General features: G+C 28.9%; 12 protein-coding genes. 6 read left to right on the forward strand and 6 right to left on the reverse strand.

Annotated features, from left to right (window positions below; translation table 11 throughout):
* The first annotated feature begins 2 nt into the window (after positions 1 to 2).
* Genes AC34EU_RS03805 through capB form a run of 4 tightly spaced genes read left to right on the forward strand, consistent with a single transcriptional unit; the run spans position 3 to position 5507 of the window.
* Positions 3 to 1028 (forward strand): threonine aldolase family protein, encoded by a 1026-nt coding sequence (locus AC34EU_RS03805; protein ID WP_487533601.1) that lies wholly within the window; start codon positions 3 to 5, stop codon positions 1026 to 1028.
* 2 nt (positions 1029 to 1030) lie between these two features.
* Entirely contained in the window at positions 1031 to 3169 is a 2139-nt protein-coding gene (locus AC34EU_RS03810; RefSeq protein WP_487533600.1) for a S9 family peptidase, read from the forward strand.
* A 56-nt stretch (positions 3170 to 3225) separates the two neighbouring features.
* Entirely contained in the window at positions 3226 to 4245 is a 1020-nt protein-coding gene (capA, locus tag AC34EU_RS03815; protein WP_487533599.1) for a cysteate synthase, read from the forward strand.
* Between the two features lie 2 nt (positions 4246 to 4247).
* Positions 4248 to 5507, forward strand: coding sequence for a cysteate-C-fatty acyltransferase (gene capB / locus AC34EU_RS03820; RefSeq protein ID WP_487533598.1), 1260 nt, complete (start codon positions 4248 to 4250; stop codon positions 5505 to 5507).
* Here capB and dnaN read toward each other — a convergent pair.
* The 4 genes from dnaN to AC34EU_RS03840 form a co-directional block, all read right to left on the reverse strand.
* The gene (gene dnaN / locus AC34EU_RS03825; RefSeq protein WP_487533597.1) at positions 5497 to 6615 is read right to left on the reverse strand and encodes a DNA polymerase III subunit beta; all 1119 of its coding nucleotides are present in this window, start codon (positions 6613 to 6615) and stop codon (positions 5497 to 5499) included. The genes capB and dnaN overlap by 11 nt on opposite strands.
* 72 nt (positions 6616 to 6687) lie before the next feature.
* The gene (gldG, locus tag AC34EU_RS03830; RefSeq protein ID WP_487533596.1) at positions 6688 to 8337 is read right to left on the reverse strand and encodes a gliding motility-associated ABC transporter substrate-binding protein GldG; all 1650 of its coding nucleotides are present in this window, start codon (positions 8335 to 8337) and stop codon (positions 6688 to 6690) included.
* Entirely contained in the window at positions 8338 to 9072 is a 735-nt protein-coding gene (locus AC34EU_RS03835) for an ABC transporter permease subunit (protein ID WP_487533595.1), read from the reverse strand. It abuts the gene before it with no gap.
* 2 nt (positions 9073 to 9074) lie between these two features.
* Positions 9075 to 9905, reverse strand: a complete 831-nt coding sequence (locus AC34EU_RS03840; protein WP_487533594.1) for an SAM hydrolase/SAM-dependent halogenase family protein — start codon at positions 9903 to 9905, stop codon at positions 9075 to 9077.
* A gap of 95 nt (positions 9906 to 10000) precedes the next feature.
* Here AC34EU_RS03840 and AC34EU_RS03845 point away from each other — a divergent pair, with 95 nt between their 5' ends.
* Together AC34EU_RS03845 and AC34EU_RS03850 are read left to right on the forward strand one after the other, a co-directional pair.
* Positions 10001 to 10951, forward strand: coding sequence for a PhoH family protein (locus tag AC34EU_RS03845; RefSeq protein WP_487533593.1), 951 nt, complete (start codon positions 10001 to 10003; stop codon positions 10949 to 10951).
* 3 nt (positions 10952 to 10954) lie between these two features.
* Complete coding sequence (locus tag AC34EU_RS03850) at positions 10955 to 11896, forward strand: phosphoribosylaminoimidazolesuccinocarboxamide synthase (RefSeq protein ID WP_487533592.1); 942 nt, start codon at positions 10955 to 10957, stop codon at positions 11894 to 11896.
* Here the strand turns inward: AC34EU_RS03850 and miaA are convergent.
* On the reverse strand, positions 11887 to 12783 hold the full coding sequence (miaA, locus tag AC34EU_RS03855; protein WP_487533591.1) for a tRNA (adenosine(37)-N6)-dimethylallyltransferase MiaA: 897 nt from the start codon (positions 12781 to 12783) through the stop codon (positions 11887 to 11889). The two genes, AC34EU_RS03850 and miaA, sit on opposite strands and share 10 nt — an antisense overlap.
* The gene (locus tag AC34EU_RS03860; RefSeq protein WP_487533590.1) at positions 12776 to 13600 is read right to left on the reverse strand and encodes an ion transporter; all 825 of its coding nucleotides are present in this window, start codon (positions 13598 to 13600) and stop codon (positions 12776 to 12778) included. The genes miaA and AC34EU_RS03860 overlap by 8 nt, the downstream gene beginning before the upstream one ends.
* Positions 13601 to 13637 lie beyond the last annotated feature (37 nt).

Here is a 13637-nt window from a genome sequence, read left to right on the forward strand (position 1 = left end):
TTATGAATGTAAATTTAATTAGCGACACTTTTACTATTCCTTCAAAAGAAATGTTAAACTCAATGATGGAGGCGAAAGTTGGTGATGATGTTTTTAAAGAAGATCCAACATTAAATAAGCTTGAAGAAAGGGTCGCTAAATTATTTGGTAAACAAGCGGGTTTGTTTTTTCCTTCTGGAACAATGTCTAATCAAGTAGCTATTAAAATCCATACTCAACCTGGTGATCAGTTAATTTGTGATCACTATTCTCACATATATCACTATGAGGGTGGAGGTGTCAGCTTCAATTCTGGCGTTTCTTGTCGATTAGTTGAAGGTAGTAGAGGGTTGTTAAATAAAGATCAAATTGAAGAAGTAATAAATCCTTCAGATTTTTATCATAGTCCTCCAACAACATTAGTAAGTCTTGAAAACACATCTAATAAAGGAGGGGGGGCATGCTATAACTTGGAAACACTTAGGTCAATTAGCTTATTGTGTAAAAAAAAAAATATATCAATTCATCTTGATGGTGCGAGAATATGGAATGCTATGATAGCGACAAACACAAACGCTATTGATTACGGAAAATTATTTGATACTATTTCTGTCTGTTTTAGTAAAGGTTTGGGTTGCCCAATTGGTTCAATGCTATTAGGAAGCACTGAAACTATAAAAAAAGCTATTAGGTTTCGAAAGGTTTTAGGTGGAGGTATGCGACAAGTAGGATATATTGCTGCTGCTGCAAACTATGCTCTAGATAATAATATTATTGATTTGGTAAAAGATCATGAAAAAGCAATAGAACTTGGAAGTGTTTTAAAAAATCTATCTTATGTTGATTTAGTTCAACCTATCGATACTAATATTATAATATTTTCTTTAAAAGCAGAATGTAATGAAAATGATTTTATTAAAATTTTAGAAAAAAATAATATAAGATTAATTCAGCTTGGAAAAGGAAAAATTAGAATGGTGACTCATAGAGACTACACTAACGAACAGCATCAATATACTATGAAAATACTATCTAATTTAAAATTTTAACTATGATAAGTTCTAAAATGTTTTATTATTCACTAATAGCATTTATTTTTGCTTCATCTTGTAATGAAAATGTTTTAATGAAAGAAAACTCGAAACTACCACCTCCAAAAGCTGAAAAAATTCCCTATCAACACAAAATACATGATGATATTAGAGTTGATAATTATTATTGGCTTAGAGAAAGAAATAACCCAGAAGTAATTGAATATTTAGAAAGGGAAAATGATTATTACAACAAATTGACAATACAATCAAAACCTATTCAAAAAGAATTATTTTTTGAAATGAAAGCTAGAATTAAAGAAGATGATAGTTCTGTTCCATATTTTTATAATGGATACTGGTATATAACCAGGTTTGAAATTGGAAAATCATATCCGATATACACCAGAAAGAAGGATTCTCTATCTGCTAATGAGGAGATATTAGTTGATGTGAATATAGAAGCAAAAGGTTATGAATACTTTAGTCTTGTTGGAATTAATATTAGTCCTGATAATTCAAAAATGTCATATGCAATTGATACTCAATCTAGAAGAAAATATACGCTTTATGTTAAAGATTTAATTACCAATGAAAATATTAAAACAAATATTAAAAACACAACTGGAGGTAGTGTATGGGCAAATGATAATAAACATTTATTTTACACAAAAAAGGACCCCAAAACCCTAAGGTCAAATGAAGTTTATAGGTGTAATATAGAATTTAAAGATGTCAATGAATTGATTTATACGGAAGCTGATAATACATTTGAGGTTGGGATTGGTAAATCTAAATCTAATGAATATATTTTTATATCATCTTATAGTACATTGACAAGCGAACACCAATATTTAAATGCAAATAACCCAACTGATAATTTTAAAAAAATACAAGAAAGAATAAGAGGACTTGAATATAGTGTCTCTCATTACAATAATTTTTTCTATATAATAACAAACCATAATAACTCCTATAACTTTAAACTTGTTAAAGCTCCTTTAAATAATACGGAAATTAAACATTGGACTACAATTATTGATCACAGAAAAGATGTATTGTTAGAGGATATAGAGTTATTTGAAAACTTTTGGGTTACTAGTGAAAGACACAATGGATTAAATCAATTAATAATTCATTCATGGGATGATGACCCAAGCTATTCTCTTCCAATTGAAGGAGAAACCTATAGTTTGTATAGTGTATATAATCCTCAATTTACTAGTTCTAAGTTAAGGTATTCTTATAGTTCTTTGTCTAATCCACCTTCAATAATGGAGTTCGATATGTACTCAAAGGAAAATGTTATTTTAAAAACTCAAAAGGTTCTAGATGATGATTTTAATTCAAATAATTATGTAGAAAAGAGAATTTGGGCTGAAGCCACTGATGGGGTCAGAATACCAATATCATTGATTTATCATAAAGAAACTAAACTTTCAAAAGACACACCTCTTCTTCAATATGCTTATGGATCATATGGAATAACCAGAGATCCATACTTTTCATCTACACGATTAAGCTTGTTGAATAGAGGTTTTATATATGCAATAGCTCATGTTAGAGGTGGAGAATACCTTGGACGTTCTTGGTATGAGGAGGGTAAACTATTCAAAAAGAAAAACACCTTTAGTGATTTTATATCATGTTCAAAATTCTTAATAGATCAAGGCTACACATCCTCCAAACATCTTTATGCTTATGGAGGTTCAGCTGGAGGTTTATTAATGGGTGTTGTTTTAAATGACTCACCTGAAATATATAATGGAGTAATTGCAGCAGTTCCTTTTGTTGATGTTATAACAACAATGTTGGATGAAACAATTCCTTTAACAACGGGAGAGTACGATGAATGGGGTAACCCTAAAGATAAAGATTATTATAATTATATGTTGTCATATTCACCATATGATCAAGTTAAGAATCATGCATACCCAAATATATTGGTTACCACAGGTTTACATGATTCACAGGTTCAATATTGGGAGCCAGCAAAATGGGTAGCAAAACTTCGAGATTATAAAACTGATTCAAATGTTATTTTTCTTCATACAAATATGAATACTGGTCATGGTGGTGCCTCAGGTAGGTTTGATTCACTAAAAGAAGTAGCAAAGGATTATGCTTTTTTATTACAATTAGAGGAGCAAGTAGATTGAGTTATTTTATTTAAATTTGTAAGCAATTATTAAAAATAATAGAAAATTACTCTGGTTTGATTTATAATAACGTACTTGAATTAATTGGAGGGACCCCTCTAATTAAATTAAATAGATTAGTTAAAGGTTTTTCTGGCAAATATTATGCTAAATGTGAAGCATTTAATCCAGGTCATTCTAATAAAGATAGAATTGCTCTACATATTATAAAGGAAGCTGAGGATAAAGGTCTTTTGAAACCAGATAGTACAATTGTTGAAACAACGTCAGGAAATACTGGATTTAGCCTTGCTATGGTTTCATTAGTAAGAGGTTACAAGTGCATATTAGCGGTTAGCTCAAAGTCTTCAAAGGACAAAATAAATATGTTAAAATCAATGGGAGCGAAAGTTTATGTTTGTCCAGCGAATGTTTTATCTGATGATCCTCGTTCATATTATCAGGTAGCTAAGAGGATAAGTAAAGAAACAAAAAACTCATTTTATGTTAATCAATATTTTAATGATCTTAACACAAGGGCTCACTATCTGTCAACAGGTCCAGAAATATGGAATCAAACAGAAGGAAAATTAACTCACTTAGTTGGTTGTTGCGGAACTGGAGGAACTTTAACTGGATCAGGAAAGTTTTTAAAAGAACAAAATACCAATATTAAAATAATTGGTGTTGACGCCTACGGCTCAGTATTAAAAAAATATCACGAAACAGGTGAATTTGATAAAAATGAAATCTACCCAAATAGAATTGAAGGTTTAGGTAAAAATTTAATTCCATCGGCTACTGATTTTTCTGTAATTGATAGCTTTATAAAAGTTACCGATGAAAAAAGTGCACATATGGCTAGAAAAATTGCTAAAAATGAAGGAATGTTTGTTGGATATACTTCTGGAGCTGCCATGCAGGCTGTAGCTCAACTTAATAATCAGGGGATGTTTGATGATAAAAGTAATGTAGTTGTTATTTTACCAGATCACGGCTCAAGATATATGAGTAAGATTTATAATGATGAATGGATGAATAATCAAGGATTTAACAAAAATGATGAAGAAATTGTTCATCAAATTGAATATATTTAGATATGAAAGATTTATTTGCTAGAATTCAACAAAATAAAGGTCCACTAGGTAAATGGGCAAAACATGCAGAGGGATATTTTGTTTTTCCCAAACTTGAAGGCCCAATTGGCAATCGAATGTCTTTTAACGGAAAAGAAGTTGTTACTTGGAGTATAAATGACTACTTGGGTCTAGCAAATCATCCAGAAATTAGAAAAGTTGATGCTGATGCTGCTTTAGAATATGGCTCTGCCTACCCGATGGGTGCGAGAATGATGTCTGGTCATACTGAATTGCATGAACAGCTTGAAGTTGAACTTGCAGATTTTGTTCAAAAGGAATCTGCCTACCTTTTAAATTTTGGTTATCAAGGTATTTTATCAACTATAGATAGTCTTGTTAGCAAAGATGATGTGATAGTTTATGATGTTGACTCACATGCATGTATCATTGATGGAGTAAGGCTTCATCATGGTAAAAGATATACATATCAACATAACGATATAGAAAGTTTAGAGAAAAACTTAATAAGAGCAACTAAAATAGCTGAACAAACTGGAGGAGGCATACTTGTAATTTCTGAAGGTGTTTTCGGCATGAGGGGTGAACAAGGAAAGTTAAAAGAAATAGCAGCCTTAAAAAATAAATATAATTTTCGTTTTTTAGTTGATGATGCTCATGGATTTGGAACTTTAGGCAAAAATGGAGCTGGAGCTGGTGTTGAACAAGGAGTTCAAGATGAAATAGATGTCTATTTTGCAACGTTTGCAAAATCAATGGCTTCAACTGGTGCATTCGTTGCAGCGGACAAAGAAATAATTGATTATTTAAAGTATAATATGCGTTCTCAAATGTTCGCAAAGTCTTTACAGATGGTTTTAGTTAAAGGAGCCCTAAAAAGATTAGATATGCTCAGAACCAGGCCGGAATTTAAAGACAAACTTTGGAGAAATGTAAATTCTTTACAAGATGGTTTAAAAGAGAGAGGTTTTGATATTGGATTAACGAAAAGTTGTGTTACTCCAGTATATTTAAAAGGAAGTATTCCTGAAGCTATGGTTTTAGTGAAAGATTTAAGAGAAAATTATTCAATATTTTGCTCTATTGTTGTGTATCCTGTAATTCCAAAAGGATTAATATTACTTAGACTAATCCCTACCGCGTCTCATAACTTAGAAGATGTTTCTATGACTCTTAATGCATTTTCGAAAATCAGAGAAAAGTTAGAAAAAGGAACCTATAAAAGATTATCTGAATCTATAGCCTTTTCTGTTAGTCATTAAGCATTACTGGCATTACAAGCATTGTAATCTCTTCTCCTGTATCATTTTTTTCGACGGGTGTAATTAGTCCAGCTCGGTTTGGAAGTGACATAGATAATTTAATAGATGACGAATTCAGATTATTTAGCATTTCAATAACAAACCTAGAATTAAATCCAATTTGCATATCTTCTCCTGTATACTCACAATCTAATCTTTCATCGGCCTTATTACTATAATCAAAATCTTCAGCAGAGATATTAAGTGAAGACCCAGCAATTTTTAACCTTATTTGATGAGTAGTTTTATTAGAAAAAATACTTACTCTTCTAACCGTATTTAAAAACAAAGCACGGTCAATTATTAAAACATTAGGATTTTCTTTAGGAATGACAGCCTCATAATTAGGATATTTTCCATCAATCAATCGACATGTGAGTGTTGATGATCCAAAAATAAATTGAGCATTGGTATCATTATATTCAATTTTAATATCATCTTCATTACCTAACATTATTCCTTTTAGTATCTGCAAGGGTTTTTTAGGCATTATAAATTCTGCACTTTTTTCGGTATTATAATCGGTTCTTGAATATTTAACCATTTTGTGAGCATCTGTAGCAATAAAATTTAAGCCTTCAGAACTAAATTGAAAAAAAACACCACTCATTACCGGGCGTAAGTCATCATTTCCTGAAGCAAACAAGGTTGAATTAATTGAGGTAGAAAGCACATCACCTTTAATAGTTGTAGAGCTAGGATCTTTGATGCATAAAGCTTTAGGAAATTCGTCACCTGGCACATAAGCAACTGCGTATTTACCATTGTTAGCACTAATTTCAATAGTGTTTGATTCCGTTTTAATAAAAGTTAGCGGTTGTTCCGCAAAAGTTTTTAAAGTATCAATTAATAACCTTGCAGGAATAGCTAATGAATATATATCTGTTGATTCAATATTTATACTAGTTGACATTGTTGTTTCAAGATCTGATGCAGATAAGGTCAAAGTTTCATTATTTACTTCAAACAAAAAATTATCAAGAATTGGAAGTGAATTTGTGGAATTTACAACACCACCAATAATTTGTAATTCTTTTAATAAGGCTACACTTGATACAATGAATTTCATTTAAATTAGGATTTAAATCAAAGATATTTTAAATGATCTTTAATCAAAAAAGAACTTATACACATTTGTTAACTAATACCTCTTTTGACGTTTAGCAACAATATAATTTAAGGTTATTAATGCCAATAAAGGAGTAATTAAAATCAGTACATATCCATAATAAGAACGATTGTTAACTTTGATTTGGTTAAATAAATTTATTTTAATTTTTTTTGATCTAACTTTTGTTATAAAATTTTGATCAATAAGGTAATGAACACTATTCATTAAAAATTTTTTGTTTGAATAAAAATTATTTGTCCATTTATCATAACCTAACTCAAGAGGGTTGTCGTTTTCTGTTTGATTTTCTCCAAATTGACCATCACTGATTAATATCAACTTACTAATGCCGTCATTTTTTTTGATTATATCTTTTATTGGAGAAATACGATTTTTAAAAAGTGACTGATAAACTCCTTCAGAAAGTACAGCAAATGGTTTTGATTTTAAATTAAATTTGTCAGGTTTTAAGGAGTTAATTGCAGAACTTAAATCAACAACAGATGGAATTGCTTGTAATTGAATGTAGTTTGAAGATGCAGCTAAATAATTATGGTTCATGGTGCTTGTTAACGTGTCAATTGGACTAACGAATCTAAACCATAAACTTCCAATGTTAGTTCTATTGATTATCGTATTTTTTGGTTTACTCATAGGATAGTATACCCATGGAAACGGAACATATTGAGTTTGATTGCCCTTTCCATTTGCTATAACTAAAGGAGCACAATACATGTCTTTAACTAACTCTGTGTTAATTCTCAAACCATAGTTAAAAAAATAATCATCTAATCCAATGTCATTTTTTTCTGCAACGGCTATACCATTGTTTTTAAATAATGAATCAATGTTAATTTTGATTCTATCTATTAACCATAATATATTTCCACCATTAATTTGATATTGATCCAGAATAAATTTTTCTTCTGAAGTAAATATTTCTTTTGGATTTGATATTATCAAAAGAGGATATGTTATTAAATTATCAAGTGTTTCTTTTGGATTATGTTTATATTTTTTAAAATCAAATACTGATACTTCATAATACATTTGAAGACTTTTTAACCAATCTGAAATTTTAAGTCTGGAGCTTGTGCCATGGGAAGTTATGAAAGCTAATTTTGTTTTGGAATTATTAGTTAATCTTTGAATTCCATTAATTATTTTATACTCTAGTTGTTCAATTCCATTAATTATTTTTTGTTCATCTGAATCTCCAAGGCTCGCTTCTATTAACGAAATCAAAACTGATTGATTACCGTCATTTAAAATAGCCCAAGGAAAAATAATTTTTTTCTCTATACTTTGATTTTTTGTATCAACTATATATTCAGGTTTCATTCCATAAGAAGCCATTTGACTTATTAAATCCTCAATAGATAAATCATCATTGAATGGATTAATGAAATTAACTTTAAAATTATTATTTATAGATTTGAATGAATTGAGAAGTTCATCTGTTTCTATTGATAATTTTCTGTATGAGCTTGGTAAGTCACCAGATAAAAAAACATCAATCCTTATCTCTTGTTTAATTTTTTTAACTAAGGAAACCGTGCTTGGAGTTAAAGTAAATCTATTATTATTTGTTAAATCAATTTTATAATCTAAAGTCTGAGAAATGAGCATAACAAAAACCCCAAAGAATAGATATAAATTAATTATGATCTTATTATTCATTTATTGATGTCTAGATTTATTAAGAAAAAACAAGGACACTCCCATTAGTAAAACATCTAAGCCAACAAAGTAGCCAATATCAATTATTGGCATAACTCCACTAATAAATTTGGAGTAATGTTCCTGACTTCCGATATTTAAAATAAGCTCATATAAAAAGTCTGAATTTGAAAGAACTGACAATTGATTAAATAAAAAATATTGAAGAAAACATATAAATGAGCTGGCTATAAAAACAGTTATCTGGTTTTTAAAAATTATTGAAATTGGAAGACACAAACTAATGAAATTTGACCCTAGAAGTAATAAACCAAAATAACTTCCAATAATGACCTGAAAATCAACTTGACTGTCTGGTGACGAAAATTGAAAGACATATATTATATTTATAATAGAAGGTGAAATAGAAAGAATAAATAAAAACAAACATCCAAAAAATTTAGACCATAAAATATTTATAAGCGAGATAGGTTTTGAAATTAAAAGGTCAATTGTGCCAGATTGAAATTCTTCGCTAAATGATCTCATTACAATGATCGGTATTAAAACAATTAACATCCATGGTGTTATGGTGAAAAATTCATTAAAATCTATGAAGCTTTTTTGAAAGAAATTGTAATCATTTTGAATAACTATAAAAAGAAGTGTGTTAAATGTCCAAAATATCCCAAGAATTATATATCCTATAGGAGTAATAAAAAAATACTTTATTTCTTTAAAAAACAATACTAACATGTTTAATTAAATATAATTGTTACTGCGTCTCTGTAATTTAGTCCGAATAAGCTACTTGCACTCCCAACTGTTGAAGGATTGCTTTTGTAAATGGCTAATTCTAAATGACCTGCAGTATTAAATAAAGCAATCTTTTTTCCGTCTTCTTCTCTTTTAGCTTTATCTATATTAAAATCTATTGCCTCACTATAATTATTAAATATTTTTTCAAACTTTATTGTTCTTGCATTTATAACAAAACTTCTTGACTTACCAATATCCTTAAATATAGTTTCTGTTATATTAGTAATTACATTTCCATAGTTATCAATATAAATAACACTTCCTAAAATTTTATTTTTTAAATTATTTATTACTGGGTTTACATTTGTTAATTCTAGAATAGAATTAATTTTTTTGCCAATAACCTCCAATTCACCTTTTCTTGAAATATGACCTGCTATTTTAACAAAAACATCTAAAATAGGAAAACTTGTAACAATATTTTTATGGATGTTTATTGAGACTATAATATCTGCTTTTTTATTATTTATTATTAATGAGAAAATACCATTATCAGCACCTATAAAATAATGTCCATCAAACATCATTACCAAATGTTTATTTTCTGGAGTTAATTCTGAATCTACTCCAATAAGATGAATTGTTCCTTTGGGAAAAGATTTATACGCGTTTTTTAAAATATATGCAGCTTCAGTAACATTATAAGGGCTGATTTCGTGACTTATATCAAATATATTTATATTATTAAGTTCAGAAAATAAGGCAGCTTTAGTAGCAGAAACAAAATAATCTTTAGTTCCAAAATCTGTAGTTAAAGTAACAATGCTCATACTATAATTTAATATCAATTTTCAATCAAAAGATGTACATTTGAAAATAATCAACAATGTAACAAAAAAATAATTTTTTATAACTCTTCTTTGTATTGAATGAACTTGAAATTATATTATCTGATATAAATCCACAAGAATTTTTTGGAAATCAAAATAGTAATTTAGAATTATTGAAGTCATATTATCCTAAACTTAAGATAATAGCAAGAGGAAATAAAATTAAAGCTTTTGGTGAAGCAGTTGTCCTTGAGGAATTTGAAAAAAGAGTTGATATGCTTTCAGTTAGATTTGCCAATGAAAACTATTTAGATGTTGATGAAATTGAAAGACTTTTAATGACAGACAGTGATGAGCTTTTGAAATTTAAAAATAATGAGTCCTTTATAATTCATGATGTTAGAGGCAAAGTAATAAAAGCTAAAACTGTTAATCAGTTAAAGTTAGTGAATTTGATAACTCAAAATGATATGGTTTTTGCAATTGGACCTGCAGGTACAGGAAAAACATATACCGGTATTGCGATGGCAGTTAAGGCTTTAAAAGAAAAAAAAGTTAAGCGAATTATTTTAACGAGACCTGCTGTAGAAGCTGGAGAAAACCTTGGTTTTTTACCTGGAGATTTAAAAGAAAAATTAGATCCATATATGCAACCACTCTATGATGCATTGAAGGATATGATTCCTGCAGATAAACTTAAATCATATATCGAAAAGGAAATAATTCAAATTGCACCATTAGCATTTATGAGAGGACGAACTCTAGACAATGCCTTTGTAATACTTGATGAAGCACAAAACACTTCACATTCTCAAATGAAAATGTTTTTAACTAGAATGGGGTCAAATGCAAAATTTATGATAACTGGTGATCCTGGTCAAATTGATTTACCAAAGAAAATTATTTCAGGATTAAAAGAAGCATTAATAATTTTAAAAAAAATCTCTGGAATTGGAATGGTTTTTTTAGATGACAGTGATGTTATTCGTCACAAAATTGTTAAAAGAGTTATTAATGCCTATAAAAATATAGAAGATCAAAATTAATCTATGAATAAAACTATTACAAAAACAAAATTTAATTTTAAAAACCAACAATCTAAGTATACTGGTAAAGTCAGAGAAGTATATAAGCTTGATAACGAAAAGCTAATAATGATAGTAACAGATCGAATTTCAGCATTTGATGTAGTTCTTTCAAAAGGAATCCCATTTAAAGGACAGATTCTCAATCAAATTGCTACTAGAATGATGGATAAAACAAAAGATATTGTACCAAATTGGATTACTGAAACTCCAGACCCTAACGTTGCAATTGGTTTAAACTGTGTTCCATATAAAGTAGAAATGGTTATTAGGGGATATTTAGCTGGACATTCTGCAAGAGAATATTCAAAGGGTAAAAGGAAATTATGTGGAGTTAATCTTCCTGAAGGTTTAAAGGAAAATGATAAGCTTCCCAAACCAATTATAACTCCAGCAACAAAGGCTGACAAGGACCATGATGAAGATATTTCAAGAGAAGAAATTATTAACAAGAACATAGTTTCTTTAGATGACTATCTTTTGATTGAAAAGTACACATACGAATTATTTCAAAGAGGCAGTGAATTAGCATCAAAACAAAATTTAATTTTAGTTGATACGAAGTATGAATTTGGAAAAACAAAAGATGGAAAAATTATTTTAATTGATGAAATTCATACTCCAGATTCTTCAAGATATTTTTACAAAAAAGGTTATGACCAAAGGCAATTAAAATCTGAACCACAGAAGCAACTTTCAAAAGAGTTTGTGCGTAAATGGTTGATTTCAAATGATTTCCAAGGTTTAGATGGGCAAATAGTTCCTGAAATGAGTGATCAGTATGTAAATGAAGTTTCTGAAAGATATATTGAATTGTATGAAAAAATAATGGGAGAAAAATTTCGAAAAGCTGATACAAAAAATATTGATGAGCGTATTAGAAAAAACATTTCTAATTATTTATGATAACCTATAATACTATTTATCGATTCATGAGGCTTCATCCACTTTGCTGATTTATATTTTTTAAACCATGTAAGTTGCCTTTTGGCGTATCTCCGGGAATTTTTTTTAATTTCCTCTATCACATTCTTTTTTTTACATTCCCCGTTCCAATAAGGTAACCATTCTTTATATCCAACTGTTTGAAGAGCTCTCAAATGTTTCATTTTATTAAGATATTTAGCTTCAATTTCTAATCCATTTTCTATCATTTGATCAACTCTGAAATTAATTTTATTATAAAGCTTGTCTCTATCCTCATTAATAACATAAATGTGTTCTTTAAAATTTCTTTTTTGATTAATTCTACCTAAAAAACTGGAATAAGGAGTTTTAGATTCAATAGATACAGATAAAGCTCTAATTATTCTTCTATGATTATTTAAATCAACCTTGTTGTAGTATTCAAAATCTATCTTTTTTAATAAGTTTTGAATATGAGTTAACCCTTTATTTATATATATATTATTAACTTCATCAAGAGTATGCTTTGATATGTTTGGTAGTGAGTCTAGTCCGAAAAGAATTGAATGTGCATATAAGCCAGAGCCTCCTACTAAAATTAAATTTTTAGTTTTTTTAAATAGATTGTTTATGATATTTATTGCTTCTTTTTCATATTCTCCAGCAGATAAGTGATCTAACACACTTCTATCCTGAATAAAATGATGATTGATTTTATTTAATTCATCTTTTGATGGAGGAGCAGTTCCAATTTTCAATTCTTTATAAAATTGTCTAGAATCACATGAAATAATTTCAGTTGAAAAATGCTTAGCAATTTCTATTGCAATTAAAGATTTACCTACAGCTGTTGGACCTCCAATGTAAATAAGATTTTTATCACACATCATTTAAGTTTTTACCACAGTGATAGCAAAAAATAGAGTCATCAGGATGGTCACTAGTCATACAATGTAAACATGCTTGAGTATTAAGGTCTATTTTTTTATTCTGATCAGTTAGTTCAACAGTTACAATTCCAGTTGGAACAGCAATTATTCCATATCCCATTATCATAATTACAGATGCAATAAATTGACCTATTGATGTCATTGGGGCAATATCTCCATAACCAACGGTTGTAAGAGTTACTATACACCAGTAAATACTCTTTGGAATACTTGTAAAGCCACTTTCATCGCTTTCAACCAGATACATTAATGTTCCAAAAATTATACAGATAACTAAAACACTAAAAATAAAAACTCCGATTTTTGCTCTACTTGATATTAATGCTTTCATTAATATATTTGACTCCCCGACATATCTAGTCATTTTTAATATTCTAAAAACTCTTAAAAGTCTTAGCGCTCTTAGTGCAACAAGAGATTGAGTTCCAACTAAAAAAAGTGATAAATATTTTGGTAGTGTGGATAATAAATCAATAATACCATAAAAACTAAACACATACTTTATTGGTTTGTGAACAGCAATAAGTCTTATTATATACTCAATTGTGAAAATAGCTGTAATTACCCATTCAGAAATATTCAAAAAATAACTGTAGCGGTTATAAAAGCTATCAATACTTTCAAGAGCAACAAGAACAACACTTAGAATGATGATAATTAATAAAACTAAATCAAATAGCTTTCCGGAAGGAGTATCTGCTTCATATATAACCTCGTGTAGTCTATGTCTCCAATTGTTAGATTTTTTTATCATTATTATAAAATTACAAAATAAACATTCACAGTTAAAA

This window comes from Candidatus Marivariicella framensis, assembly GCF_982709265.1.